Source organism: Shewanella woodyi ATCC 51908 (assembly GCF_000019525.1).
Classification (GTDB): Bacteria; Pseudomonadota; Gammaproteobacteria; order Enterobacterales; family Shewanellaceae; genus Shewanella; species Shewanella woodyi.
Map to the genome: position 1 here is coordinate 2,952,414 of NC_010506.1, position 26,166 is coordinate 2,978,579.

At 42.0% G+C, this 26,166-nt stretch carries 24 protein-coding genes; 10 read left to right on the forward strand and 14 right to left on the reverse strand.

Annotated features, from left to right (window positions below; genetic code table 11):
• Nucleotides 1-272 precede the first annotated feature (272 nt).
• Nucleotides 273-1,919, reverse strand: a complete 1,647-nt coding sequence (locus SWOO_RS12335) for a sulfatase (RefSeq protein ID WP_012325028.1) — start codon at nt 1,917-1,919, stop codon at nt 273-275.
• A gap of 167 nt (nt 1,920-2,086) precedes the next feature.
• On the opposite strand from SWOO_RS12335, the gene SWOO_RS12340 reads away from it, so the two are divergent.
• From SWOO_RS12340 to SWOO_RS12350, 3 genes are all read left to right on the forward strand, one after another.
• The gene (locus SWOO_RS12340; protein ID WP_012325029.1) at nt 2,087-3,751 is read left to right on the forward strand and encodes an AMP-binding protein; all 1,665 of its coding nucleotides are present in this window, start codon (nt 2,087-2,089) and stop codon (nt 3,749-3,751) included.
• 50 nt (nt 3,752-3,801) lie between these two features.
• On the forward strand, nt 3,802-4,230 hold the full coding sequence (locus tag SWOO_RS12345) for a DUF2147 domain-containing protein (protein WP_012325030.1): 429 nt from the start codon (nt 3,802-3,804) through the stop codon (nt 4,228-4,230).
• A 626-nt stretch (nt 4,231-4,856) separates the two neighbouring features.
• Nucleotides 4,857-6,050, forward strand: coding sequence for an amino acid aminotransferase (locus SWOO_RS12350; protein ID WP_012325031.1), 1,194 nt, complete (start codon nt 4,857-4,859; stop codon nt 6,048-6,050).
• Between the two features lie 46 nt (nt 6,051-6,096).
• Here SWOO_RS12350 and yvcK read toward each other — a convergent pair whose 3' ends face one another.
• The gene (yvcK, locus tag SWOO_RS12355) at nt 6,097-6,999 is read right to left on the reverse strand and encodes a uridine diphosphate-N-acetylglucosamine-binding protein YvcK (RefSeq protein WP_012325032.1); all 903 of its coding nucleotides are present in this window, start codon (nt 6,997-6,999) and stop codon (nt 6,097-6,099) included.
• Nucleotides 7,000-7,156: 157 nt separating this feature from the next.
• On the opposite strand from yvcK, the gene SWOO_RS12360 reads away from it, so the two are divergent.
• Together SWOO_RS12360 and SWOO_RS12365 are read left to right on the forward strand one after the other, a co-directional pair.
• The gene (locus SWOO_RS12360; protein ID WP_012325033.1) at nt 7,157-7,984 is read left to right on the forward strand and encodes a glucosaminidase domain-containing protein; all 828 of its coding nucleotides are present in this window, start codon (nt 7,157-7,159) and stop codon (nt 7,982-7,984) included.
• Nucleotides 7,962-8,585 (forward strand): DUF2987 domain-containing protein, encoded by a 624-nt coding sequence (locus SWOO_RS12365; RefSeq protein WP_012325034.1) that lies wholly within the window; start codon nt 7,962-7,964, stop codon nt 8,583-8,585. Before SWOO_RS12360 ends, SWOO_RS12365 begins: the two co-directional genes overlap by 23 nt.
• A 55-nt stretch (nt 8,586-8,640) precedes the next feature.
• Here SWOO_RS12365 and ttcA read toward each other — a convergent pair whose 3' ends face one another.
• From ttcA to ccoN, 11 genes are all read right to left on the reverse strand, one after another.
• Complete coding sequence (ttcA, locus tag SWOO_RS12370; protein ID WP_012325035.1) at nt 8,641-9,600, reverse strand: tRNA 2-thiocytidine(32) synthetase TtcA; 960 nt, start codon at nt 9,598-9,600, stop codon at nt 8,641-8,643.
• Between the two features lie 71 nt (nt 9,601-9,671).
• Nucleotides 9,672-10,604 carry a universal stress protein UspE gene (gene uspE / locus SWOO_RS12375; RefSeq protein ID WP_012325036.1) on the reverse strand — a complete coding sequence of 311 codons (933 nt, stop codon included), beginning with the start codon at nt 10,602-10,604 and terminating at the stop codon, nt 9,672-9,674.
• A 280-nt stretch (nt 10,605-10,884) separates the two neighbouring features.
• On the reverse strand, nt 10,885-11,634 hold the full coding sequence (gene etrA, locus SWOO_RS12380) for an electron transport transcriptional regulator EtrA (RefSeq protein ID WP_012325037.1): 750 nt from the start codon (nt 11,632-11,634) through the stop codon (nt 10,885-10,887).
• A gap of 55 nt (nt 11,635-11,689) precedes the next feature.
• Nucleotides 11,690-12,382 (reverse strand): sulfite exporter TauE/SafE family protein, encoded by a 693-nt coding sequence (locus tag SWOO_RS12385; RefSeq protein ID WP_012325038.1) that lies wholly within the window; start codon nt 12,380-12,382, stop codon nt 11,690-11,692.
• A complete protein-coding gene (gene ccoS / locus SWOO_RS12390; RefSeq protein WP_012325039.1) occupies nt 12,379-12,573 on the reverse strand; it encodes a cbb3-type cytochrome oxidase assembly protein CcoS in 195 nt (64 codons plus the stop codon). Before ccoS ends, SWOO_RS12385 begins: the two co-directional genes overlap by 4 nt.
• Nucleotides 12,570-14,948 carry a heavy metal translocating P-type ATPase gene (locus SWOO_RS12395; RefSeq protein ID WP_012325040.1) on the reverse strand — a complete coding sequence of 793 codons (2,379 nt, stop codon included), beginning with the start codon at nt 14,946-14,948 and terminating at the stop codon, nt 12,570-12,572. Before SWOO_RS12395 ends, ccoS begins: the two co-directional genes overlap by 4 nt.
• Before the next feature lie 72 nt (nt 14,949-15,020).
• The gene (locus SWOO_RS12400) at nt 15,021-15,500 is read right to left on the reverse strand and encodes a FixH family protein (protein ID WP_012325041.1); all 480 of its coding nucleotides are present in this window, start codon (nt 15,498-15,500) and stop codon (nt 15,021-15,023) included.
• Nucleotides 15,501-15,610: 110 nt separating this feature from the next.
• Complete coding sequence (gene ccoP, locus SWOO_RS12405) at nt 15,611-16,579, reverse strand: cytochrome-c oxidase, cbb3-type subunit III (RefSeq protein WP_041418139.1); 969 nt, start codon at nt 16,577-16,579, stop codon at nt 15,611-15,613.
• A gap of 8 nt (nt 16,580-16,587) precedes the next feature.
• Nucleotides 16,588-16,755, reverse strand: a complete 168-nt coding sequence (locus SWOO_RS12410; protein ID WP_012325043.1) for a CcoQ/FixQ family Cbb3-type cytochrome c oxidase assembly chaperone — start codon at nt 16,753-16,755, stop codon at nt 16,588-16,590.
• A gap of 15 nt (nt 16,756-16,770) precedes the next feature.
• Nucleotides 16,771-17,397 (reverse strand): cytochrome-c oxidase, cbb3-type subunit II, encoded by a 627-nt coding sequence (gene ccoO / locus SWOO_RS12415; protein WP_012325044.1) that lies wholly within the window; start codon nt 17,395-17,397, stop codon nt 16,771-16,773.
• 12 nt (nt 17,398-17,409) lie between these two features.
• On the reverse strand, nt 17,410-18,834 hold the full coding sequence (gene ccoN / locus SWOO_RS12420; RefSeq protein ID WP_012325045.1) for a cytochrome-c oxidase, cbb3-type subunit I: 1,425 nt from the start codon (nt 18,832-18,834) through the stop codon (nt 17,410-17,412).
• A 262-nt stretch (nt 18,835-19,096) separates the two neighbouring features.
• Between ccoN and SWOO_RS12425 the strand changes: the two genes are divergently transcribed.
• On the forward strand, nt 19,097-19,561 hold the full coding sequence (locus SWOO_RS12425) for a hypothetical protein (protein WP_012325046.1): 465 nt from the start codon (nt 19,097-19,099) through the stop codon (nt 19,559-19,561).
• Nucleotides 19,562-19,643: 82 nt separating this feature from the next.
• Here the strand turns inward: SWOO_RS12425 and SWOO_RS12430 are convergent, their stop codons facing one another.
• On the reverse strand, nt 19,644-21,209 hold the full coding sequence (locus SWOO_RS12430; protein ID WP_012325047.1) for a response regulator: 1,566 nt from the start codon (nt 21,207-21,209) through the stop codon (nt 19,644-19,646).
• Between the two features lie 291 nt (nt 21,210-21,500).
• Here SWOO_RS12430 and SWOO_RS26510 point away from each other — a divergent pair, with 291 nt between their 5' ends.
• The 4 genes from SWOO_RS26510 to gapS4b all read left to right on the forward strand — a co-directional run bounded on the left by SWOO_RS26510 (nt 21,501) and on the right by gapS4b (nt 25,960).
• Nucleotides 21,501-21,653 (forward strand): hypothetical protein, encoded by a 153-nt coding sequence (locus SWOO_RS26510; RefSeq protein WP_157581890.1) that lies wholly within the window; start codon nt 21,501-21,503, stop codon nt 21,651-21,653.
• Nucleotides 21,654-21,877: 224 nt separating this feature from the next.
• Nucleotides 21,878-23,170 (forward strand): tyrosine-type recombinase/integrase, encoded by a 1,293-nt coding sequence (locus SWOO_RS12435; RefSeq protein ID WP_012325049.1) that lies wholly within the window; start codon nt 21,878-21,880, stop codon nt 23,168-23,170.
• Between the two features lie 725 nt (nt 23,171-23,895).
• A complete protein-coding gene (gene gapS4a / locus SWOO_RS12440) occupies nt 23,896-24,852 on the forward strand; it encodes a GapS4a family protein (protein ID WP_012325050.1) in 957 nt (318 codons plus the stop codon).
• Nucleotides 24,845-25,960, forward strand: coding sequence for a GapS4b family protein (gene gapS4b / locus SWOO_RS12445; RefSeq protein WP_041417630.1), 1,116 nt, complete (start codon nt 24,845-24,847; stop codon nt 25,958-25,960). The genes gapS4a and gapS4b overlap by 8 nt, the downstream gene beginning before the upstream one ends.
• Nucleotides 25,961-26,166 lie beyond the last annotated feature (206 nt).

Below are 26,166 nucleotides of genomic sequence, written 5' to 3' on the forward strand. Positions count from 1 at the left end.
CAAATTACGCTTTAAACTTCTTTTTTAAATACTTCGGGCAGCCAAGAAACTGTTAAATTCTTCATTACCCCAAAGTAGCCAGTAATGACTTGCGATATAAATTTCAGCGTCGGCAAATCTTACTCGCGCTTCTTCAATAGGGATTGCTTATTGTAGGGAGCTAGCGATTGCTATTCTCACTCTAAGTTTCACTCATTTGACTATGTGTATCTTTATACGTCTTAACTGACATAAATCAGATCACGAACCGATACAACTAACACGCATACAGCTTAGTTATTCCAGATGACATAAGTATCGCCTTCTGTCATACGTTCGCCTAAATGTTTATCAATAGTGATTGGCGCGGCAATAGTGGATTCACCAATGACATCCACTGCATTGGCAAAATGCGCATCTATGAGTTTTGTTAGTTCAGCTAACTTCGCAGACTCTGAATCAGCTAAGTTCTTTTGCTCAGTCGGGTCGACATTTAAGTTGTGCAAAAACGTTTGGCCAGATTTTGGATTTTGTTGAAGTTTCCAGCCTTTGCTTTGTACCACACGGTAGTCTCCCGTAAACCAGAACATGGCATTTTGGGGGCGTTCTAGTTCAGGCTGACCTTGCCAAAGAGGTGCGATGTCGACACCATCAATTTCTCGATCTTGGGGTAAGTCCGCATTTGCCATGTTAATAATGGTCGGCATTAAATCGATATGATTAACCGGCTCTTCAATGACAGTACTTTCATCAATAACGTTTGGCCAAGTCACAGAAAAAGGAACTCGAATACCGCCTTCAAAGAAGGTGTTTTTCCAACCGCGGTAGGGTTTGTTTAGATCATTGATGGCTACGTAATCAGCACCGCCATTATCACTACTTAAGATCACAATGGTATTGTCTGCAATGCCTTGTTTTTCAAGCTTGGCCATAACACGCTCTACAGAACGATCAATTGAGCGGAGCATGGCGGCATATACTCGTTTATTATGTGGCTGAATGTCGCCAACTGCCTCGTAGTCAGCACGTTTTGCTTGTACCGGGTTATGTGGCCCCCAATGCGCTAAGTACAAAAAGAAGGGGCGGTTAGCATTGGCTTCGATGGCTTTCTCCGCCTCTTCAGTAAAGTAATCTGTTAGGTAACCGTTCGGTTTAAATATTTCGCCACCATTCCAGTTAACGGAATACCTCATTGTCGCCCAGATGAAGCGATCTAAACCGGAAGATTCTACAGGCGCATTAACAGATTCTGGGTGATCAACAGGTAAATATAAGCCTGAATCCATCATCAAGCTCTCATCAAACCCTTGTGCATTTGGCATCATTTCAGGACTACGGCCAAGGTGCCATTTGCCGATGTGCATGGTGTGATAGCCAGATTCTTTTAATATCTCTGGAATTAAAATCTCTGAGCCAGGAAGTCCTCGATTATCGTAAGTAGGGTTAGTGGCGTCTGCTTCTGCAGAGTAACTCATCTCAGGGCGACCATTGTCTTCATTATTCTCAATTGCTGCAATGATACGACTCATGCCATCCGGAATCGGGGTAGTATCGTAACCAGTGCGAGTGGCATCTCTTCCCGTTAGCAGGGCCGCACGAGAAGGGGCGCAGTTTGCGTGCCCCGAGTAGCCGTTAGTAAACAAGGCGCCTTTGGCTGCTAACTTATCGATATTCGGGGTCTCAATCATACCTCCACCAAAAGTCGATACGTCATTGATGCCCATGTCGTCAGCAAGGATTAAGACAATGTTTGGCAGATCCGTCTTAGTGCTGTCTTTTTGTTCTGGTCCTTTTTGCCAATTAATTTCTTGATTCTCAGCTACAGGTTTCTTGCTTTTCTTAGAGGCAAGAGTGACTAAAACATCGAATCTAAATGTCCACAGTAACGCAGCACTTAATACAATAAGAGCAACGGAATAAAGCGCTATTTTTTTCCACATGGTATCAATCTCTATTTGGTTTCAGGCCCATATACAACGAAAACGGAGCAACTTGAATTACCATACATATTGACACAACATATGACAATATGTAAGGCTAAATATTAACCAAAAAAGCGAAGTTATAAGATCAATCAATGATTAGTGCTTGGAAAAGGTAATTGATTATGGAGAAAGTCTGGTTAAAACACTATCCAGAAGGTGTACCTGAGCAGATAGACGTAAGTAAATACGAGAATGTGCTAGAAATCTTCGAAAGAAGTGTCAGTCAATACGCTGAAAATAATGCGTATATTAGCATGCATACGCGAATGACTTATGCTGAATTAGATAGAAAAACTCGGGATTTTGCCGCTTTTCTTCAACATGATCTTGGCATGAAAAGAGGGGAGCGATTCGCGATTATGCTTCCTAATGTACTGCAATACCCTGTTGCCGTATTTGGGGCTATTCGAGCAGGTTTGGTTGTTGTAAACGTAAATCCTTTGTATACGCCAAAAGAGCTGAAACATCAGTTAAATGATTCTGAAGCCACGGGGATACTCGTTGTCGAAAACTTTGCTAGTGTGCTATCCAAGGTAATTGACGACACATCTGTCAATCATGTTATTACGACACAAATTGGTGATTTACTAGATGGTATGAAGAGCGTGCTAATCAATACAATGATTAAGCGCGTTAAAAAAATGGTACCTGAGTTTTCTCTACCGCACGCCATTAAATTCAATGCAGCGCTCAAACGCGGTAAGAAACTACCGCTGAATACCGTTTCTCCTCAAGCTAGTGACCTGTTGATGCTGCAATATACAGGTGGAACGACTGGCGTTGCAAAAGGGGCTATGCTGAGTCACCGTAACGTCGTGGCTAACATGCTTCAACAGATTGCCATGGTGGAACCTTTCATTGAGAAAGGTAACGAGATGATTGTAACCGCCTTGCCCCTCTATCACATATTCGCTTTCAGCTGTAACTGTTTAGGATTTATGGCAAAAGGCGGCACCAATCTTCTGATTGCAAATCCGAGGGATCCCAAGCTATTTGCAAAGACAATCAGTAAGTATCCGGTCACGTTCTTTGCTGGTGTAAATACCTTGTTTGTTAGCCTAATGGAAGAACCCGAGTTTCATAAGATTGACTTCAGTACTTGGAAGCTGACATTTGCCGGTGGTATGGCGACGCAGAGGCCAGTCGCTGAAAGGTGGCAAAAAATGACTAACGGCCCCTTGTTAGAGGGGTATGGATTGACGGAGTGTTCACCTGCTGTTTCAACCAACCCGTTTAACATCAAATCCTTTAACGGATCGATTGGTGTGCCAATGTGTAATACCGAGGTGAAGATCCTTGATGAAGACGGCAACGAATTGGGCGTTGGCGAACCCGGTGAGATGTGGGTTAGAGGTCCTCAGGTGATGGAAGGCTATTACAATCGCGCTGAAGCAACCAATGAAGTAATCAAGGATGGGTGGTTGGCGACCGGAGACGTTGCGAAAGTTGACGACGATGGATTCATTTATATCGTAGATCGGAAAAAAGACATGATTTTAGTGTCTGGTTTTAACGTATTTCCTAATGAGATTGAAGAAGTTGTTGCCATGATTGATTCTGTATTAGAGGTAGCGGCAATAGGCGTACCGTGTGAAAAAATGGGCGAGAAAGTGAAGCTTTTTCTCGTAACCAATGATGGAAAGCTAGACAGAGATGAAGTTATGGACCACTGTCGGAAGCATTTGACAGCCTATAAGCTCCCGCGTGAATTTGAGCTGAGGGATGAATTGCCTAAAACCCCTGTAGGTAAAATTCTACGTAAAGAATTAAGGGTTCAATCGACATAAACCACGCTTTTTAAGCGTTATTTTACGAATAATTATTTAAAGGTTTTTCAATGAGATATATCGCTTTAATTCTGATGTCATTATTTAGTTTCTTAAGTTTCGCAAGCAGAGATGCTCTTGATGTTGCAGGCGTATGGGAAACTCAGCATAAAGGTACATATGTCAGCATTACGACTAATGCGCTAGGTCACCCTGTGACCGGGAAAATACTTTTTTCGGATAAAGAACGAGCAACTATTGGTACACAGGTGTTGAGTAACTTCCAGAAAGACGGAAGAAAGTGGTCCGTCACACTCTATTCGATAGAGCGTGATAAAGACTATGAAGGCCAGATTTATCGAAAGGGTGACATCTTAAATATTGATGTTTCGGTCTTTTTTATCAGCAAGCACATAGAGTGGACAGAGAAATCGAAGGCCGATGTTGAGCAAGCCCGTTTTGAGGCTTCAAATAATCGAAGTAGTAAACTGCCAGAATGAACCATATAACTAGAGCGTGATGTTGTTACGACGTTCAAGAGCGCTATGCTAATATGATGCTTTATTTAAGATGTCTATTCATCAGTGTGTTGCTTACGTGGAACTTCGTTGCGTCTGGTACCGAAGCAGCGTTTGCTGCCGATGAAAAGACTGTTGCGCGTTATTGTCAGAATTAGCAAAAAACATTGCCGGTATTGATGACGGCACATTGATTTGTAACACCCATAATACCTATATAAAACAATTGATTACGACATGCACAGGTGTCCGCCCCAACCATCATTAAGATGACGTTGAAGCCTCGACATTAGTCGGGGCTTTTTTGTATCTAAAGCTAAATCCCTCGCTACTCTTACATAAGACGCGACCAGTTCAGGTCCGGCCTCGGGTACTATCATTAAGATGACAATAGCTCACCAATTTATTTAACGATAAGCTGTTTTAATTATTCTCATAAAAGAGGTAGCTCTAATGAGATTTATCGAAAAATTATCAAGAAAATTGGATGTAATCCCAATTAACAACTATTTTTTCTACTAGTACTAAAACTCTCTACCTCTTGCTGTCTGACAATGGTATAAAGAGTCCCGAAATCCCCTACATTCAAATACTTTAGGAAAGCAGTCATGATATTTACCCAGGTTGAACTTGCACCAGCTGATCCCATTTTAGGTCTTACGGATGCATTTAAAGCTGATAAAAGAACAGGAAAAGTAAACCTAGGCGTGGGGATCTATAAAAATGAGGCGGGACTGACTCCCATTTTAGCCTCTGTGAAGCAAGCTGAAGCCAAATTACTCGCATCGGAAGAGAGTAAAAGCTATTTAGGTATTGAAGGTGTTCAGGCATACAATGATGCTGTACAGAGTCTCCTTTTCGGTGCAGGCCATCAAGTAGTTAAAGACAAAAGAGCATTAACGGCACAAGCTCCTGGCGGCACAGGGTCACTACGTGTTGCTGCAGAGTTCCTTGCCCGCAATACCAAATCTAAAACTATTTGGGTTAGTAACCCAACTTGGGCCAACCACAAGAATATATTTCAATCAGCTTCTCTTGAGATTAAAGAGTACCGTTATTACAAGGCAGAAACTCACGATAAAGACTTCGATGCCATGGTTGAAGATCTCTCATCTGCTCAAGCAGGCGATCTCGTGTTACTCCATGGATGTTGTCATAACCCAACGGGCATTGATTTAACTCAGGCTCAATGGAAAACCATCGCTCAATTATGCTTAAAACAAGAGTTAGTTCCTCTGTTTGATTTTGCTTACCAAGGCTTTGGTGACGGCGTTGATGAAGATGCAAATGGCTTAAGAGTTGTCGCTGATACCGTACCAGAACTTATCATCGCTAACTCTTTCTCTAAAAACTTTGGCCTCTACAATGAGCGTATTGGTGCCGTCACTCTAGTTGGCGATTCCCAAGAGTCTGTCGTTAAAGCATTTAGCCAAGTTAAGAGTACTATTCGCGGCAACTACTCAAACCCGCCAGCCCATGGTGCGTTAATCGTTAGTACCATTTTAGGCGATGCAGAGTTGAAGGCTCTATGGGAGAGAGAGTTAAAAGAGATGCGTGAGCGTATCGCAAAAATGCGCACTCTGTTTGTTGAAACATTAAAGAGTGAAGGGGTCACACAGGATTTTAGCTTTATCTCAAGGCAGAATGGTATGTTTAGCTTCTCTGGTCTCACTAAAGAGCAGGTCGCTCAGCTAAAAGATGAACACGGCGTCTATATTGTCGGCTCTGGACGCATCAGCGTTGCAGGCATGACAAAAGAGAACATGCCTGTGATCTGTAAGGCTATCGCTAGCGTGCTTTAATTGTAAAGAAAGTATTTAAAAAGGACAGCTTAGCTGTCCTTTTTAGTTAATTGGTTATCGTGTCAGACACGATACTGGCAAGGGCTTGTGCCAATGCCTTCCTATCATGTAGGCCTTTGTGGTGTTTACTCACCAAGGGGCGATAGAGGATATTACCACTTTGGTAGCTCACCTCTGAGTGACTTAATATCCTATCTATGATCTTGACTCCTAACACCTGATGACACCAATCAACTCTTTGGGTTAAAGAGAAATCAGCAGAGGAGGAGGGTTCACGGGTAAGATTATCAATTAAGATCACCTCAGCATTCGATTCTGCCAATGCTGCAGCAAATTTTGGCAGAAGCAGTGGTGGCATAATGCTGGTCAAAAAGCTACCAGGGCCTAATATCACCAGATCTGCCTCTCGCACCGCATCACAAGCTTCACAGGTCGCTGCTACTGCCGGCTCTAACGACAATGCCATAGGGTGTTCTGACATCTCATCGACACTGGTCTCACCAAATATTTTATTACCGCACGCCTGGATGGCTACCAGATGTGTTGGCTCCTCAGACATAGGAATAACGCGAGTTTCAATATTGAGAAACTGGCGTACGATATTCACTGCTTCAAGTGGTCTGACACATAACTCATCTAAAGCAAGCAACATGAGATTACCCAGATTGTGGCCCGACAGATCACTCTCACCAGCAAAACGGTATTCGAACAACAAGGAACCAATAGAGGGCGTACTTGCTAATTGGGATAAACAGTTACGTAGGTCGCCCCAAGCGATACAATCTTGCTGCTGTCTAAGCCTGCCTGTGGAGCCACCATTATCTGTTGTTGCAACGATACCTGTGAGCTTAGGGCCAAGAAATGAGAGTGTTGACAGCACTCTGCCTAAGCCGTGGCCACCACCAATGGCAACCACTTTGTCGAATCTATTTAGCGCATTATATTGCATTCGGGTCGTTCCTTCCTGAATACCCAGATAATTAACCAACTGGGATTATACCTTAGAATCCCATGATTAACTGATGTTTTATCACAGAGCCAAGTGACTTGGGTCTATCTGAGATATAGCATATAATCTCAGGCGATAATTCATATTTGAGACACGAATGAAAACAGGAAGAGTTGGGAAGTTAACAGTATCGGTAAGCATTGTTATCTTAGCCTTTATTGTATTAAAGCTTAATTTTATTGATTCAGAAGAGAAACAGATCGATCAATTAGGAGCCATAATAGAAAACCAGCAGCATCTGAGTTTAATCCCTGATTTTGCTTCTATTCCTCTTGTCACAGACAAGAAACAAGCATTTTTCGATTACCTACGTCCTTGGGTTCGACTTCAAAATGGCATAATTCAAGATGAACGTTTGTTTTTACAGCGCTCATTGCAGCACCTTAATGATGGTCTAGCGCTCACAAATGCTGAATACTATCGAATTGAGGAGATAGCCAATAAGTATCAATACTCTTCGCGTGCTTATAACACGGAAACACTTAAAGAGTTGTTAGTAAGAACAGATATCATCCCTGAGTCTATGGTGCTAATTCAAGCTGCCAATGAGACAGGTTGGGGAAGTTCACGCTTCGCCAGAGAGGGACTTAACTTCTTTGGTCAGTGGTGCTTCAAAAAAGGTTGTGGTTTGGTACCTCAATCTCGCACTGCAGGAATGTCCCATGAGGTTGCTGTTTTCAAATCAGTAGAAGACTCTGTGGCTTCCTATATGCGCAACCTGAACTCCAATGCCGCTTACTCTCTTTTACGCTCAATTCGCGCCGATATGCGCGCACAAGATAAAGAACCCACAGCAGATGAACTTGTTTATGGGCTAGTAAATTACTCTGAACGTCAGGAAGCTTATATTGATGAGCTTTTAGAGATGTTACGTCATAACCAGCAGTACTTGGTAGGAAATAATGAAGAAAAGCCTTCTGTTTAGTTGTTTAATCGTTGCCTGTAGTTCAGTGCAAGCGGCCCCAATATCATTAGAGTATCAAGGTTTTTATCAAAGATTAAAGCAGGTCAATAAGGGTCACTATCCACTTGTTGAGCTTGCCTTTTTTGTACCAGGCAAAGATAAGTGTCATATAGAAAGCGGTACAATATCAACAGAGAAAGAGTCATTTCCCTTAACGATAACTAAAGATCAACGCCTATTCCTTCCATTTGATGATAAATTAAAATCAGATAGGGCATTGATTAACTTAAATATTAAAGGGCAGGCTGAAAACTGCAATATCTCTATGCAAGTACGAGCTAAGCAAACAAAGCTTAATTACGCTCAAAGCGAACTTCTTGAGATACAAGCGCAGATGGATGCGCTGCTCGATGAGATGCAGGGATTTCCTATGCGCCATTTCAGCTCTGACATTGCCGGCATCAACTTTGTTTTCGAACCCGACAGTAAAGTATCAGTGAAAATTGATGGCGTAGAGCAGTTAGTGACTGGCAGTTTACAGCTAAGTCGTGAACAAATAAGCCAACTAAAAGCGCTTGAACTGGCATCAAAACCTAAGGTGATCAGCCCAAGAACTTTATAGCAATTAATAAAAACCAGCGAAAGCTGGTTTTTTTATGATTAATCTTGCCATTTGATTAAGGCGTATAAGTACTCACGATATTAATTTTGTGCTCAGGATTAACGCGTTTCGCCTTGCTTGCTGCGTCAAGATCGATATGACCGTTATTTGAAACATCAACAAAATCAAACGCGGGAAGATCAGACTCAGCCACTTCCCCTTTTAGCGGTGCATTCGCATCGCGAGTCAGTGAGATAAAATCAAACTGCTCTCTATCTACACCTTGAGAAGGTGAGGTATTTTGCATTGCGGTAAAGATAGACTCGATGCGACCAGGATGTTCAACATCCCACTGATTGAGCATCTCTTTCACCGAAGCACGTTTTAGGTTTTCCTGAGAACCGCATAGATTACACGGAATAATAGGGAAGCCCTTAAGCTCTGCATATTCGGCAATATCTTTTTCGCGAGCGTACGCCAGAGGACGGATCACCATATTGGCACCATCATCGGAAAGTAGCTTAGGTGGCATCGCCTTCTGCTTTCCAGCAAAAAACATATTCAGGAACAAGGTCTCAATAATATCGTCTCTGTGGTGTCCCAGTGCAATCTTAGTTGCACCAATTTTTTGTGCGAAACCATAAAGGGTTCCACGACGAAGACGTGAACACAAAGAGCAGGTCTTTTGACCTTCAGGGATCTTATCTCTGACAATAGAGTAGGTGTCTTTCTCTAAGATATGATAAGCCACCCCTAAACTATCTAGGTAGGCTGGCAAAACATGCTCTGGAAAACCAGGTTGTTTCTGATCTAAATTTACCGCAACAATCTCAAACTTAATGGGCGCACGTTGTTGAAGGTCTAATAGAATATCAAGCATGGCGTAACTATCTTTACCACCGGAAAGGCAGCACATTATCCGATCGCCTTCTTCAACCATGTTGTAATCGGAGATGGCTTTACCGACTTCGCTTCTGATTTTTTTCTGAAGCTTTTTCATTCGGGTAACTTGTTGAGCAGATAGATCGACAGACATAAAAAAACGCGCCTAGTAACACTTGAATTACGGGCGCGTAGTATATATTAAAATTTTTCGGTTACAAAGTATCAGCTCTCATCTAATGGCGATTTATAGCCATCAGGTTTGATGGCAAGAAGGTCGCAATTGATGCTATCGATAACATGTTCAGCCGTATTACCGATTAATGCAGCTGAAAAGCCAGTTCGTCCTACCGTGCCTAAGATAACTAGCTCAGCATCGAGCTTTTTAGCCACATCTGGGATCACATCTTCAGGTAACCCCTCTTTAACGTGACAATTATCAGTACTTATTCCTAAGGTGAGGGCAAGTTCGCAAACTCTCTCCTCATGCTGCATACGTATCGTTTCACTGTAAGTGTGAGCATCAAAATCTGGCAGTTCAATGGCTAAATTCACTGGTGTTCCAGGGTAGCCATTAACAAGATGAACCTGAGCGTCGAATTTCTTAGCGAGATCTTTTGCATGTTCAACAATCTTGCTGTTTAGGCTGATATGATCTTCATCTTCTGAGCCCACATTGATGGCACATAAGATCTTACCCGCAACTGGCCAGTCATGCTCTTTCACCAGTAAAACAGGGACAGGGGACTTACGCATCAAGTGCCAATCGGTAGGCGTAAAGATAACCGACTTTAACTTGTCGTGTTCATGTGTCCCTTTAACAATCAGATCAAACTCACTGGAGATGGCATGCTGAATAATGCTCTCAAACGGACGATTGTGCCAGATCACTTCACTTTCGATTGTCACTTCAGAGGTGGAGTAGTGCTCGACAACCTCATCGATCCAAGCTTGGCGCTGGGCAATAACACCTTGGCGCATCGCTTCACGCTCCTGACCAGATAAGATGGATGTCATCTCATAGGAGAAATCAAAAATAGAGAGAAATACTGTTATGCTAGCTTGATTTCGGGTAGCAAGCTCAACAGCCCTTGCAAGAGCTGGTTGAGTATCACTGGTTGGATCGACAACAACTAACAGCTTTTTATATTCCTTCATATCTTACCCCTTTCTCATTCGATACCTTAATAATGAGCTACATAGCATAAAAGACATTGCTTTAGATCAAATGTACTCACGTTTCCATAGCTTGTTATAGCATTTTTTTTTGCTAAGTTACTTATCTATTTAGTATTAATCTGTAATTTTTTATATAGAAAATCAAATGAGGTGAGGGGATTTGTTAGATGATGAGAGATAAGAGCAATAAAAAAGCGTCAATACAAAGTACTGACGCTTAGATATTCAAACAAACCGAAATTGGACGTTAGGAAAGAGCTTAACGAGCGATGGCGCTGTTACCGGCAAGTTTATTTAACGCATCGAAATTAACGATGGTAATGTACTTCCCCTTAACTTCGATTAGCTCAGCTTTTTGAAAGCGACCTAATAGTCGGCTAATAGTTTCTACGGTTAGCCCTAAATAGTTGCCGATATCGCCACGAGTCATGGTTAACCTAAACTCTTTTGGTGAAAATCCTCGGCTGCCAAAACGAGTAGCTAAATTACTGATAAATGCTGCTAATCTCTCTTCCGCATTCTTCTTACTTAGCAGAAGAATCATCTCCTGGTCGCTTTGGATCTCGTTACTCATCAATCGCATGATCTGCTGTCTGAGTTTAGGCATAGTGCCGCTGAGATCATCTAGAGTAGAGAAGGGGATCTCACACACCATTGAGGTTTCTAATGCTTGAGCAAAACTTTTATGTTCTTGGGCATGAATACCATCAAAACCAATCACATCACCGGCGAGATGAAAACCTGTGATCTGCTCATCACCCTGTTCGGTGATTGTAAAACTTTTTATGGTACCTGAGCGAATAGCAAAAAGAGACTTTAATGTATCGCCTGACTTAAAGATCTGCTCACCTTTTTGAATAGGCTTCTTTCTTTCAATGATTTCGTCAAGACGATCAAGTTCAGTAGCATTTAAGGTAAAAGGGATACATAAGGTCCCCATACTGCAATCATGACAATGAATAGCACATCCTGGAACAGCTGCACGACGACTTTTATTGTTGTCTGTCATAGTCTCTCTCAAATTTATCTATTACGCATATGTTAAACTAATTTAATAAGCTGAGCTAGTTTAGCTGCGCAATTGCAATGTACAAAGTTTGTAAACCAAATAGGACTAATATTAAGCCGCTAACCACTCTCACAGCTCTTTTCTGTACCCATTGTCCTAACATATTTGCTGCTGCGCCCGCACTCAGTAGTGCAGGCAGTGTTCCTAGCCCAAATGCCAACATAATCAAGGCGCCTTGCTGGGCCGAATGTGAGGCAACAGCCCAAGTTAATGTGCTATAAACCAGACCACAGGGAAGCCAACCCCATAAGACTCCGCCAACAAACGCTTGGCGCAGTGTTCTAATGGGCACAACACGATTAGCTAAAGGGGATAAAAAACGCCAGATAAACTTACCTAGCCGCTCTATCTGCACTACACCAGACCATATTTGGGCAATATACAAACCGGTAATGATCATCATCACACCGGCTATGACTCTTAAGGTGATGAGGTAAAGATCGATATCAAATAACATACCCAATGCACTCGCGGAGCCACCTACTAATGCACCCGCAAGCGAGTAACTTAAGATACGGCCTAAGTTATAGGTCAATAGAAACTTTAACTTAGAGGCAAGCAGGTTTTGTCCCGGTGTTGTGGCAAGTTGAGATGAAAATGCACCGACTAGGCCACCACACATACCAATGCAGTGACCAGCGCCCATTAAACCAACAAGAAAGGCGCCTGTGATGTTGTAATCAATCAAGATGGAGTCTCTGTTTTATCATCCACCTTTTTGTTATTAGTAGGCGTTGACTCATCCTCATCAAAAAGAATAGAGACGCTCTGCCTATCAAGATCGTCAAACTGCTCTGACTTTACTGCCCAGAAGAAGATCCCGATAGCGATGATCACAAATAACATGGCAATGGGGATTAACACATAGATAATACTCATAAACGAACCCTTAAGAGTCTTAGACTGTTAGCTACAACAATGAGAGAACTGGCTGACATTCCTAGGGCAGCGATATAAGGTAATACGTGACCGGTCACGGCCAGTGGGATTATAAACAGGTTGTAGCCAAGCGCCCAATACAAATTTTGTTTAATGACTCTATTGGTCAACTTAGCAACATCAACAGCATCATTAAATCGTGAAAGCTGATCGCCAAGTAAAATAAGATCGGCGCTGTTTTTAGTAATTGCCGAGCCACTACCCATAGCGACCGAGAGATTAGCCCCAGCCAGCACAGGCGCATCATTAATACCATCACCAAACATGACCACAGAGCGCTTAGTTTGTAACTTTTGCACAAGGGAGAGTTTATCACTTGGTTTTAAACCTTTATAAACCTCATCAATTCCCACTCGACGGGCAATCTCATCCACATGAATTGAGCTATCTCCACTGGCAATGGTTAACTTGTAGCCATTACTCTTAAGCGTCTTGACCGTATCAACCGCATCCTCTCTAATGGCATCTACAAGCGTGAATTTTGCCAGTAATAGCCCCTCTTGAGTCAGGTAAACTGATTGAGATAGATCGTTATCCACGCCAACAAACTCAGCACTGCCAATCTGATACTTAACCCCGCCAATAACGCCGCTTAAACCTCCACCAACAGTACTTTGCTGCTCGGTGGCTTGTATCTCACTGCGTCTAAAGGGTTCAAATGCCCTGGCTATGGGATGCAATGAAGCACTCTCTAATGCAGCTGCAATAGATAAAACCTCTCGCTTAATAGCTTGATTATAGAGGGTCACATCCTCAACGGTGAGCGTGCCACAGGTGAGGGTGCCCGTCTTATCAAAAACGACCTGCTCGATATTGGTCAACTTTTCAAATACGCCTGGCTTACGAGCGATAACACCAATACGGGTAAAAATACCGGTAGCGCATGTGACTGCGGTTGGGGTAGCAAGGGCTAGAGCACAAGGGCAAGTTGCGACTAATACGGCTAGCGTGACCCAAAATGCATCTTCTGGCCAGTAGATACGCCAGACGATGTAAGTCATCAGCGCAATCGCCAGTATGGTCCAGGTAAAGTAGTTTGAGATGGTATCAACATACAGGGCAACTTTAGGCTTATTATTCGATGCCGCTTCCTGTAAACGGATAATCTCAGCAACTAACTGATCTTGTCCAATGGCAGTTACCTCGACCTTAACAGGATGATCCACGTTAATGGTTCCAGCAAACACCTCTTGGTTCAATGCTTTCAATACCGGCATCTGCTCGCCAGTTAACATGGCTTCATTAACGCAGGTTTCTCCCTCTAAGATCACGCCATCAGCCGCGATCACTTCACCTGGCTTAACCAAGATAACATCACCAATCTTCAGGCGCTTTGCCGGCACCTCTTCAGGCCCTGCCTCAGTGACTAACTGGGCCGTTATTGGAATAAGTTTATGCAGGTTACTTGAGCTTACTGACGCCTTCTGCCGAGCATTTTGCTCAAAATAACGGCCCAGTAGAAGAAAGAAGGTGAACATGCTGACGGATTCAAAATAGACTTCACCGGTTCCATTGACAGTTGCGATACAACTGGCGACATAGGCGCCCAGTATGGCGATGGAAACAGAGACGTCCATATTAAGCCGTCCGCTAAACATGGAGCGTATGGCGCTAAAATAGAAAGGTTGGGCCGAATAGAAAACCACTGGCGCGGCGAAAATCATACTCACCCAGCGAAAGTAGTCACGATACTCAATATCCAGATCGGTAAAGAAATCAGCATACAGGGCAAGCGCAAACATCATCACCTGCATCGTCGCAAAACCAGCAAGACCAAGCCTTAATAGAAACTTACGACTACTCTCTTTGCTCTGCTTCTCCTGCTCATCAACTTGATAGGGGGCCGCCTGATAACCAATCTGACTAATGTGATTTAAGATGTCACTGAGCTTAATCTGATCCGTTAACCAACTGACCTGTGCTCTCTCGGTTGTCGTATTAACCACAATAGATTGGATGCCGGCAATATGTTTCAGCTTGTGCTCAATTAACCAAGCACAGGCAGCGCACGTGATCCCATCAATAGAGAGCGAAACCGTTGAGATATCACTTTTGCTATAGACAAAGTCCTGCTGAATTTCAGGTAGGTCAAAGGCTGAAAAGGTGCTTAATTCATCGGGAACAAGTGCGGTTTGTTTACTGCCAGGCTCAGTGCGGAATTTATAGTAGTTTGTTAACCCAGCATCGATAATTGCCTGAGAAACAGCTTGGCAACCTGGGCAACACATTAGCTCATCGCTATCATTGATACGTGTTGTAAATTGAGACCCTGTCTGAACGGGCTCGCCACAATGGAAACAATCACAGTGCTTCATAGTTGATCTAGTTTAACCTGTATTATACAGCAAGCAAGAGAGCGGGCAGGGCCGCTCTAGAGGTGATACCAGTTAGTTTAACCAATACTCAGTGTCATCGGCAATTTGCAGACGCTTTTGAATGCGCCAGCTTTGATCGTACCCTTCTAATCTAACCTCCCAAGCACCTGTAATAGGCTTATCCAAAGAGACACGGTACGCCTTATCGCCACTGGCCGTTACAACCAGCTTAAAGTCACGACTCTCTATTGTTGGGTGGTAGAACTCAACTTTCAGTGCAGCTAAATACTCCTCACCACCGTGTTGAATAATAGTTAGCTCATTATCGTCAACCTGAAGTTCAAACTGCATACCAAGTTGCTTGGCATACTTGATCTTCTTCAGATCCATATTAATACGCTTACCATCTTTATAATAATCTTCTGAAACGAGCGCATCTTTATTATCAATGGCGATGAAGAGTAGGTTGATACTCGCCACCACAGCACATAGCGGCAAGATAATTAGGAACCAAGGCCAGAACTGCTTATACCAGGCTTGAGGTTGTTTCATGTTAAATACCTATGAGAAAAATTGCGACTATCTTAACGTTAAAAGTGTGATTTAGCACCCTAAAAAAAAGGCCTCGATACGATCGAGGCCTTCCTGTTACTTAGATGTAACTACTTGTTTGACAAGCTATAAACATAAGCTGTGATTACGTGAACTTTCTCTTCACCTAACACATCTTTCCAAGCAGGCATCACGCCACTACGACCATTAATAATCGACTGTTCGATAGCGCCACGGCTACCACCATACAACCAAACATTATTAGTCAGGTTAGGGGCACCCATAAACTTATTACCAGTTGCATCCATACCATGACAGGCAAAACAGCCTTTCATAAAGGAAGCTTGACCCTGTGCAGCAAGCGCTTCATCGTGATCACGACCCGCAAGTTTAGTGACATATTCAGCTAAACCTTTAACTTCGCTATCTTCGATTGGTAGTCCGCCCTTAGGAGGCATCATACCGTGACGGCCATTAAGGATAGAGGTCTTAATCGTGGCAAGTTCACCACCATATAACCAGTCATTATCAGTCAGGTTAGGGAAGCCTTTACTGCCACGTGCATCACTACCGTGACACTGTGAACAGTTTTGTAGGAACAGACGTCCACCCACCTTTAGGGCTTCTTCGTTCTTAACTAGCTCCTCAAGTGGAGTTTCAGCATACGCCTTGAAGATAGGGCCAAACTTCTCATCGGCGCGCTTAACTTCTTGATCATACTGAACCCAACGACCCTCTTTAGCGGCAAGTTCAATTGCTGCTACTGAGTCTGCCTTAATACCATTTTCAGTACCGATACTCTGGTTTGAACTCGACCAGCCAAGAAGGCCTTTGTAGTTACCAAGACCTGGGTAGAGGGCAAGATAAACCACACCAAAAACGATAGTGATGTAGAACATATAACTCCACCATTTCGGTAGTGGGTTATTTAGCTCTTCGATACCATCGAAGCTGTGGCCCATTGATTCGCCTTCTTCAACACCAGTGGTGTTTTTAGAGACGAGTTTTAATAGGATGAAACACCCTGCGATTACCACAATAGTGAGTACAGATATCCATATACTCCAAAAGTCAGTCATCAATGCCATCACTTATGTTCTCCTGAACCCTTGTTAAGTTCATCTTCTGAAAAAACAAGGTTAGCCGCTTCGTCAAACTGATCTTTACGACAAGAGCTGTAAGCCCATGCAAATATACCGATAAAGGTAAACATCACGACAATAGTAATAATGCCTTGTATTGTTCCGTAATCCATATAATTGCCTCCTAATTATTTCAGTGCATGCCCTAAGGACTGCAGATAGGCGATGAGTGCTTCCATCTCAGTTTTACCTTCAACGGCTTTCTGAGCACCCGCAATCTCTTCATCGGTATAAAGGTCTTGGCCTTTGTTTCCACCTTTATGAAGACTACGTAGAATTTCCATCTTCTGGCCTGTTAACTTGCCATCAAGCTTGTTTTCAGCCAACCAAGGGAAACCAGGCATATTTGATTGTGGTACCACTGCACGTGGGTCAATCAAATGAACTTCATGCCATTTATCACTGTAGCGACCGCCAACACGGGCAAGATCAGGACCTGTACGCTTAGAGCCCCACTGGAATGGGTGATCCCATACAGACTCACCAGCAACAGAGTAGTGACCATAGCGCTCAGTTTCTGCACGTAGTGGACGGATCATCTGGCTGTGACAGTTATAACAACCTTCACGGATATAGATATCACGACCTTCAGTTTGCAAGGCTGTATATGGAATCAATCCATCCACAGGCTCAGTGGTGTCTTTTTGAAAAAGCAGAGGAGTGATCTGCACTAAACCACCAAAACTAATGGCGATCACAGTAAAGATACCCAGAAGACCGATGTTTTTCTCGACTAACTCATGATTAAATTTCATCAAATCTACCCCTTATGCTTCTGCTAATGCAGGCAAAGACTCTTTAGGTGCTTTAACTGTCTTGAACACGTTATATGCCATGATCAACATACCGGTTACGAAGAAGCAGCCACCAAGGAATCGTACAAAGTAGAATGGGTATGAAGCTTCGATACTCTCAACAAAGCTATAAGTCAATGTACCGTCAGAGTTAACTGCACGCCACATCAGACCTTGCATCACACCAGAGATCCACATAGAAACGATATATAGAACAGTACCGATAGTTGCCAGCCAGAAATGGACATTAACCAAATTTGAGCTGTACATACGACCGTGTCCATATAGAACCGGGATAAGGTGGTAAAGAGAACCAATAGACACCATAGCAACCCAACCTAGCGCACCAGAGTGAACGTGACCAACCGTCCAATCAGTATAGTGAGATAGTGCGTTTACTGTCTTGATTGCCATCATTGGGCCTTCGAAGGTAGACATACCGTAGAAAGACAATGAAACAACAAGGAAACGTAATACAGGGTCAGTTCTTAGTTTATGCCAAGCACCAGAAAGGGTCATGATACCGTTAATCATACCACCCCAAGAAGGAGCGAATAGGATTAGAGACATCACCATACCAAGTGACTGGGTCCAATCTGGAAGTGCTGTGTAGTGAAGGTGGTGAGGACCAGCCCAAATATACAAAGCAATCAATGCCCAGAAGTGAACAATAGAGAGACGGTAAGAGTAAACAGGACGGCCCGCTTGCTTAGGAACAAAGTAGTACATCATACCTAAGAAACCAGCAGTAAGCAGGAAGCCTACAGCGTTATGTCCGTACCACCACTGCACCATAGCATCAACTGCACCAGCATATAGAGAGTAAGACTTCCATAGGCTAACAGGTACAGCCATAGAGTTAACTATGTGCAATACAGCAACAGTGATAATGAAGGCACCAAAGAACCAATTCGCTACATAAATATGGGATGTAGTACGCTTGATTATCGTGCCGAAGAAGACTACAGCGTAACATACCCAAACTAAGGTAATTGCGATATCAATTGGCCACTCTAGCTCAGCGTATTCTTTACCACTTGTAATACCAAGAGGCAGAGTGATCACTGCAGACAGAATGATGGCTTGCCAACCCCAGAAGGTAAATGCGGCTATTTTAGGTGCAAATAACTTGGTTTGACAGGTACGTTGAACGATGTAGTAGGATGTTGCGAAAAGTGCTGAAGTACCAAACGCGAAAATCACGGCATTTGTATGCAGAGGTCTAAGACGACTGTAAGTTAACCATGGAGTATCGAAGTTTAGTTGTGGCCAGATTAACTGAGCCGCGATCAATACACCGACTGACATACCAATAATTCCCCACAAAACGGTCGTGAGTGCAAATTGGCGAACAACGGTGTAATTGTAATCAGCGCCTTGAGGCTGGGAATGGTTCATTTTATTGCTTCCACTGCTTATTACTTATACTTATAGTGAGTAAACTAAAACTTTACCCGTGAAAAATGACATAACTATGCATTCCCTACGGAACACATGGGGGCATGTCAATGTGTTGCCCTGCAATTTTGTGATATTTGCAAGGTAAAGCAATGATACTTGAGCTATGTCAAAAAAGATAGGAATTGAGGTGTGTTAAAAGTTGATCTAGATCAAGCTACTACATAGAATGTAAAGACTTTACCACTAAAGGTTAATATTTGTGCTACCTGTTAAGTTTTTGTCTCAATTAAGGCTCTACTTTCCACTACTTATCATCTTAAGTCTCATGGGTTGCTCTAAAGAAAAGTCTCCTGAAACAAGCGGCTTTGTACAGGATGATACACTTTGCCAATTCCATTTGGGTTATTGTGACAAAAATGTTGCCGACATCAACTTACAACTCTTAATCACTCCCTTTGATACCCCAAGTGAAAAGCCACTGAATATCAGTATTATCAGCTCTAAGGAGATTGATGATCTTAAGGTTAAAATAGAGGGGAGGGATATGTTTATGGGGGTTATCCCTGTAAATATGAACAAAGCTGGTGAAAACATATATAAAGGGGAGCTAATATACGGTTCTTGTAGTAGTGATTATATGGTTTGGCGAGCGTTTGTTAGTTTTACGCTAAAAGGAGAGGCAAAAGTAGCCATCTTTGACTTTTTAGCAGATAACCAAGTCTAAAGAGACGTAATGACGAAAGAGTAAAGTTAGAGAGTGAGCCGAGGAGGGGAATTGACTCACTCTCTAGAGAAAGCAGTAATAATTAATCGTGTAACTTCTCTTTTAACATGTTAAAGACCTCAATATTTTCAATAAACAGATCCAACAACACAGGGTCGAAGTGGCTACCAGAGCCCTCTTTCATCGCTTTCATCACCTCCTCTAATGGCCATGCCGGCTTATAGCAGCGTGCATGTGAAAGCGCATCAAATACATCGGCAATGGCGACAATTCTCGCAAAAATGTGTATATCCTCTCCCTTTAAACCCGAAGGGTAGCCCGAGCCATCAAACTTCTCGTGATGCTGAAGTGAGATGATGCTTGCAGCCTTTAAGATAGGCCGTTCAGATCTCGCTAAAATATCATGACCAACTTGAGGGTGCTGGCGCATAACGCTCCATTCGGCAGCATCTAACTTCCCAGGCTTTAACAAAATCGAATCTGGTGTAGCAATCTTACCGATGTCATGCATGGGAGATGCGTGCTTAATCAACTCGGCATCCTGTACATCAAGACCAGCAATGAGCGCAAGCTTAAAGCAGTAAGCAGCCATACGTTTAACATGGTTTGCCGCCTCTTTAGAGCGACTCTCTACCACATCCCCCAGTCGCAGAATAAGCTCCGACTGAGTATCTTCTAACTCCTTATTGAGCAGCAGGTTTTCAAATGCAACGCCGACATTGATGGCAAAGATATCAATCAGTTTCTTATCGAGATCATCAATACTATTGATCCCACCCATATACATAAGGTTCACCCAGCCACTCTTAGCGGGGAAATAGCCAACGAAGCAGTCTTTCTCATAGATACAGTTTTTCTCTTTCAACGCCTGCAGCAGCTTCTCTTTAATATTCTCGGGGATCTCTTTGTCATGATGGCTTGAATATTGGCCAGTTCCTGCGAGAACTCTAAGTTTATTTGCGCTGACCTGCTCACTCATAGCATCGACAGAGCTGCAGGAGAAAAGAAGGGTTTCACTATCGAAATTAAGTAGGGTAGCAACTTGGGTTAATAAGCCGTCAGCAAAGTTATGTAGGGTTCTCAACTCGAACAAACCTGAGGTGGCTTGAACCACTCTTTCAAGCCCTTTACGATGCCTGATCTGGCTCTCTTTAGCTTCCTCTATCTGCATAATATCGCGGTAGGATCTTAATGCGGAGTAAACACTGGTAACGAGTTTTCGCGAATCAAGCTCAGCCTTGGCTTTATAATCATTAATATCATAATTAACAATTACATCCTCTTCTGGCGCTTGACCTGGTTGGCCAGTTCGTAAGATTAAGCGGATTGCCTTATTAACATGATCTTCCCTTATCCACCTAACCAGCTCTAAACCTGCGTGATCACTCTCCATCACTACATCAACGAATGCCATCGCGATATTCTTCTCTTTGAGTAAGATCTGTTTCGCTTCTTCACCGCTATATGCATTGATAAATTCCAATGTACGGTTATCGAGTTTAAATCTTGATAGCGCGAGTTTGGTGACAGTATGGACATCAGGTTCATCATCAACGATAAGGATCTTCCATGCAGGCCCGGAATTGGCCTGTGGCGCCTTTTTTTTACCAGAAAAGAGTGGGCTCTTCTTTGCTATATCGATCAGCATTAGACAACCTCAACAATGTTAAAAAGTTTTATCCCTGTTCATTGAGTGTAGAACAATGTCAAGGACAGTGGAAAATAGTCAAAAAAAAAAGGAGTAAGTGAGACGGCAAGCTCAAAGTGGTTTACACGTAGTTGATAACCATTCTCATTTAAGTGTAATATCTGGTTAACGCTACTCTACAAGGTAATACCATGCGCACTTCCCATGTTAATCTGTCAATTTCAGCCGATAAACTCGCCAAATTAATCCACTCTGGTGAGCTATGTGCAGCTGATTTTCGGTGTTTAGATCATGAATCTAAGCAAACTGTATGGCAGCTATGTCTATTGTGTTGCAGTAAAAGAGTCGGTTGTCTTAACCCGTGCTCTACACCTTGCAGCCAATCGACCAACTTTGTCACTCAGCCCGATTCAAATACAAGTATTGAACAAGTTGACGAAATAACAAGTTCTGGTAACAAAATCACCAACATAATTTAATTTTCGCGGCGTGATAAGCCGAATATTCTTAACGAATAAGGCGGTAAAATCCCCATGGGCGTTAGGATAAATCAAATCCGCACAACTTCATGACATATGACGATTTACGCGTTAAGATCAATAAGTTAATTTTCTCAAAGAGATGTGAAGCATCAAAAGTGTGTTTCCTACCTTTATAATAGAGCGCCTATGTTAATGCCCCCAGTGTTACCCCTATTTGAATCTTCAATCCATATTCATGAGGGGAATACCTATATCAACCAATACATTACTCAAATCAGTATCAACCAAGTCGATGATGCGGGGCTGCTCTATGAGCATGCAACTGAACTCCTTTATGAGCAGAAGAGTAACGAAAATAGCTATAAAGCTTATCGAAGTGAATTAACGACCTTCTTTCATTGGTGTTTTGATGTCGCCAAACTTTCACCAGCAAAGCTCACGAGGAGAGAGATATCTCGCTATCTTGATTATTGCGAGAACCCGCCCAAAGCGTTAATAGGCTACTTTAATGTCGCCCAGTTTAAGCTTGATAAAGCCAGCGGAGACAGGATGCCGAATCCAGCTTGGCGACCCTTTGTTGGTAAAAAGAAGCTGGGCAAAGAGCAGGACTATACGCTCAGTGAAAACGCCTTAAAAACCAAAGTCGCGATTCTCTCCTCCTTTTATAGCTACTTAATGAGCGAGGACTTTTGTGAACGTAATCCAGCACAAGCTTGGATGAATCACAGCCGCTTCTCATCAAAGAAGAAGTACCAGATAAAAGATGAAGAGGGCAGTATGCTCTCGTTTACTGAGCTGCAATGGTCATATGTGATCTCAACCGTCGAGCACCTGGCAAAAGAGCAACCTGAGCTTCATCAGCGCAGCTTGTTTCTAATTAAGCTTATCTATTTCTGCTACCTGAGAATTTCAGAAGTCAGTGCAAGGGCGGGTTACACACCTGTGATGGAGCAGTTCAGACAAAACAGCCAAACGGGGATCTGGAGCTTCTATATTCCACAAAGCAAAGGTGGCAAGCAGCGCTCCGTCGCAATATCAAAGGGGCTATTAGCAGGGCTAGTTGAGTACAGACGATTTCTGAAGCTTCCAGATTTCCCGGTTATTGGCGAAAATCACCCACTGTTTATACGCCATCGTGCAGCTGGTAGGGGCAGGGAAGTTGGCACACTTAACGCAAACCTAGGCATACGCCAAATTCGTGAAGAGATAGATAAGATCATCGAAAATGCAGCTAAAAGCATCGAAAATGATGGATTATTCGAAGATGCGTATCAGATGAGAAAGTTAACCGCGCATAATATTAGGCACACAGGGATCACCCACGACATCAATATTAATGGGCGGCCACTGTCACACGTACAAGCAGACGCCGGCCATGAGAGTATCGATACCACCTCACAATATCTGCATACTTCACAAATTGAGCGCCATCACAGCGCCCAGAACAAACCATTAGATCACTTACACGGTATCGAATAAAAGTACCGTTTAAGCGTTATCCCCATGGCGCGTTAAGAGTGTTTTGTTTCCGATGGTAAAGAGGCGTTTGAATTTTGGTCTCGCTGCGGATTCCCTTGGTGTAATGCGGCCCTAGTAGTCAAAAGAAAAAGCCGAAGAAACAGCCGATGTGACCATCCCAAGTAAAGCGCCTTATTGGTGGGGGCAGCTCATAAGGAAAGGTCGTGCCCGTGGCCTATCTCCCATTTTTGCACTTACACAGCGCCCAGCAGAGTCTGATAAAACAGCGATCGGTAACGCCACACTCTCTAACAAAAAGTTGAACAGGAAGCCAAATAGAAAATAACACAGAAAAAGAATGCGCATAGATGACCGTAAAATTAACGGAAAATAGTTAGGTAAACTGCTAAGTGGCCAAAATGAAGAATTAGTAGGGTTAAAACCTCTGGATTATGTAGAAAGAAACGATATTACGGGGGATATTAAAAAGCGTAACTTGAATAGAAACCAACCTAAATTTTATAGAATAAATTTGAATTTCATAGATATTACGCACAGTTACTTGATATCGATATTGAGCAAGAGTGTATTAGACAGTAGGATGCATGTTATCCAAGTTAGACTGCACACACTTTATAAGGCTAGAAATGATGTGGTGGGCAACACTGATCGGTGTTCGTTGCACATTAACATAATGTCTTAATCAACGTTTAAGCGTGCTTTAAATATATTTTATGGAGTTAGGTATGGCTGGTGAACGTTCAAAAAGTATAGGCGAAATTGGTGAAAGCATCGCTGAAAACTTTTTTAGTAAAATTGGCTGGGGATCACCTCAAAAAGGTGTATATTACCCGTGTTACAATAAGAAAAACCATGCACTAAAAGCCTCTGTTGGTGGAGAAAAACATCAGCATGGTATCGATTTCCAAGTGTCGTATAAATCAACTTTAGAATCTGAAACTTTAAATAACTTATTAATTTCTGTTAAACATAGTAAAGATAGACAGTATCCAAAGTCTGCAACTAAAGAATTTAAAGGGTACATTAGTGATCTGGTCGATTCTATGCAATGCTTTAAGCGATCACCACATTATCGTGATATATCATCAAGTCATGCAGGATGTAGAACAATAAATGATATACCTGTTCTTTTCTTTATCTCAAGTAAAGACAATGAACACTACGACTTCACAAGTCATTTACAAAACTCGAGATTCATGAATGATTACGATGATGTAAAAGAGCTATATATCATTGACAACAGGAAGGTTTCATTCATATTAAATGTTTTGAATTATATAGAAAGTCATTATCCAGATTATGAATGGTACTTTTTCCACCCTTCAACAGGTATGAACATTGGTGACATCAACATTCGCCAGCATAGCAAACAAATGCAGATTGAATTTCTTACTAGTCCTTTTATACCTTTTGTTTTGAAAAAGAAGATCGGTGATCATGAAACATGTAAGTTTTTCTTAGCATCCATTGACAGTTTCACTCAAGATAATTTTTCAAAGCTAGTTACATATTGTAGAAATAATACAAGTGATAACATCAGTGATGTAGAGATATCAATGCACGATTATTTTCTCGATGACAACTTAGGAGATACAAGGAAAGTGCTTAGTGCTCATGATATAGAGTTAGATGTTAAAGTTTCAAATTATAACCCTAGTTTTAGGAGTCTAGCTAATGAGTAATGTATTTTTTATCCCTACAGGTGATTATCTAAGACAATTCATTGGGAACTCAATGGTAAAACCTTCTGACATTAAAGATATATTAAAAAAAAGAGGGGTGTATTCATCTTCTAATGAGAAAAAAACACTGGGACCAATATTGGTTAAAAGCGGAATATCTCCTGAAGAATTTGAATCGTTAAAGGAATCCATTCAAACAAAAGAAGAAAACCCAAAGGTTCAAAGCCGAAAACTAAAATGGGAAAGTGATGATAGTCTAATAGAAGCTATTCCTCACAATTTTGACTTTTCAAATTTAGTAGATGATCCTTTTGGGGTTCTTTCTATTGATAATGCGCCAGTGTTTACAGTTGCAGGGGATGGTACTAACACTAACCACTTAATAGCTGAAGTCACATTAAAACGAAATGATAAAACAAAGAATTTTGGTGATGATGTTACTTATCACCAATGCTCGATAGAGCTTCGAATTGATGATGATAAAAATGTGAGTTTGAATGTTTTAACAAAGCATTCTTCAAAAGAAACCTTAAATTTAGTCAATAAAGTTACTAGGCGTATACACAATCATTTGAAAGATAACGGCTATGTAAGTAATGAACCAATTGAAAAAATATTATTCGGAAATTTCACTAATGAAAATCGAATAGATTTCCTTGTCGCAATGGCAAAATCAAATGAAAAATATCTGTATTACAAAGATATGAAAAAAGTACATATGTCTCCAGATGAGGATGTGAAAGGAGTAGTCCCTACAGAGATAGAGCTTTTCGAAAAAAAAGTAAATGACCTTATGTTCAAAGGAAAAAACCTAGATTCAAGTGTTTACTTGAAAAAAAATGCACTTAAAAAGCATATTAAACTGTGTAGTGTTACTTCAAGATATGAGCTTGATGATAATGAGCATCAAGGTAGTTGCTTAGTTCGAATTCACTTTCCTGAATTTGATGATGATAGTGAATTACTTATGGAAGTAGAGAATTTAAATATACAAAAAAAACTACCTGCAGAATTAAAGTCAGATATAAAACTACAAATACTAAAGTTTTTAGAAACTAAAAAAATGACCTTGTACACTAAGTACTCAAAAAAGCAATCTAACCCGTAGCAATTCTTACTGACATAAAAATAGACTTAGGCTTTAAAACTGAACTCTACTATTCTAAGAAAAGTCCAAACCGTACCCGTTAACGGGTACGGTTTTTTTATGCCTGTTATTTACTCAATCTTGGCCACGTAAACCTTTAGCCCAGCTCTATATCAGAGCGAAAGAATCACCTTGTCGTCGTGTCATAGGATAGGGCGGGTTAACGT

Excerpts from the sequence above, each read along its gene's own strand:
- gapS4b (WP_041417630.1), top strand. The coding sequence starts at position 24,845 with ATGAGTAATGTATTTTTTATCCCTACAGGTGATTATCTAAGACAATTC.
- SWOO_RS12395 (WP_012325040.1), bottom strand. The coding sequence starts at position 14,948 with ATGAAGCACTGTGATTGTTTCCATTGTGGCGAGCCCGTTCAGACAGGG.
- SWOO_RS12365 (WP_012325034.1), top strand. The coding sequence starts at position 7,962 with ATGAAGAAAAGCCTTCTGTTTAGTTGTTTAATCGTTGCCTGTAGTTCA.
- SWOO_RS12335 (WP_012325028.1), bottom strand. The coding sequence starts at position 1,919 with ATGTGGAAAAAAATAGCGCTTTATTCCGTTGCTCTTATTGTATTAAGT.
- SWOO_RS12410 (WP_012325043.1), bottom strand. The coding sequence starts at position 16,755 with ATGGATTACGGAACAATACAAGGCATTATTACTATTGTCGTGATGTTT.
- SWOO_RS12435 (WP_012325049.1), top strand. The coding sequence starts at position 21,878 with ATGTTAATGCCCCCAGTGTTACCCCTATTTGAATCTTCAATCCATATT.
- yvcK (WP_012325032.1), bottom strand. The coding sequence starts at position 6,999 with ATGCAATATAATGCGCTAAATAGATTCGACAAAGTGGTTGCCATTGGT.
- etrA (WP_012325037.1), bottom strand. The coding sequence starts at position 11,634 with ATGACAGACAACAATAAAAGTCGTCGTGCAGCTGTTCCAGGATGTGCT.
- gapS4a (WP_012325050.1), top strand. The coding sequence starts at position 23,896 with ATGGCTGGTGAACGTTCAAAAAGTATAGGCGAAATTGGTGAAAGCATC.
- SWOO_RS12350 (WP_012325031.1), top strand. The coding sequence starts at position 4,857 with ATGATATTTACCCAGGTTGAACTTGCACCAGCTGATCCCATTTTAGGT.
- uspE (WP_012325036.1), bottom strand. The coding sequence starts at position 10,604 with ATGAAGGAATATAAAAAGCTGTTAGTTGTTGTCGATCCAACCAGTGAT.
- ccoS (WP_012325039.1), bottom strand. The coding sequence starts at position 12,573 with ATGAGTATTATCTATGTGTTAATCCCCATTGCCATGTTATTTGTGATC.
- ccoP (WP_041418139.1), bottom strand. The coding sequence starts at position 16,579 with ATGACTGACTTTTGGAGTATATGGATATCTGTACTCACTATTGTGGTA.
- SWOO_RS12400 (WP_012325041.1), bottom strand. The coding sequence starts at position 15,500 with ATGAAACAACCTCAAGCCTGGTATAAGCAGTTCTGGCCTTGGTTCCTA.
- SWOO_RS26510 (WP_157581890.1), top strand. The coding sequence starts at position 21,501 with ATGAATCTAAGCAAACTGTATGGCAGCTATGTCTATTGTGTTGCAGTA.
- SWOO_RS12430 (WP_012325047.1), bottom strand. The coding sequence starts at position 21,209 with ATGCTGATCGATATAGCAAAGAAGAGCCCACTCTTTTCTGGTAAAAAA.
- ccoO (WP_012325044.1), bottom strand. The coding sequence starts at position 17,397 with ATGAAATTTAATCATGAGTTAGTCGAGAAAAACATCGGTCTTCTGGGT.
- SWOO_RS12345 (WP_012325030.1), top strand. The coding sequence starts at position 3,802 with ATGAGATATATCGCTTTAATTCTGATGTCATTATTTAGTTTCTTAAGT.
- ccoN (WP_012325045.1), bottom strand. The coding sequence starts at position 18,834 with ATGAACCATTCCCAGCCTCAAGGCGCTGATTACAATTACACCGTTGTT.
- ttcA (WP_012325035.1), bottom strand. The coding sequence starts at position 9,600 with ATGTCTGTCGATCTATCTGCTCAACAAGTTACCCGAATGAAAAAGCTT.
- SWOO_RS12340 (WP_012325029.1), top strand. The coding sequence starts at position 2,087 with ATGGAGAAAGTCTGGTTAAAACACTATCCAGAAGGTGTACCTGAGCAG.
- SWOO_RS12360 (WP_012325033.1), top strand. The coding sequence starts at position 7,157 with ATGAAAACAGGAAGAGTTGGGAAGTTAACAGTATCGGTAAGCATTGTT.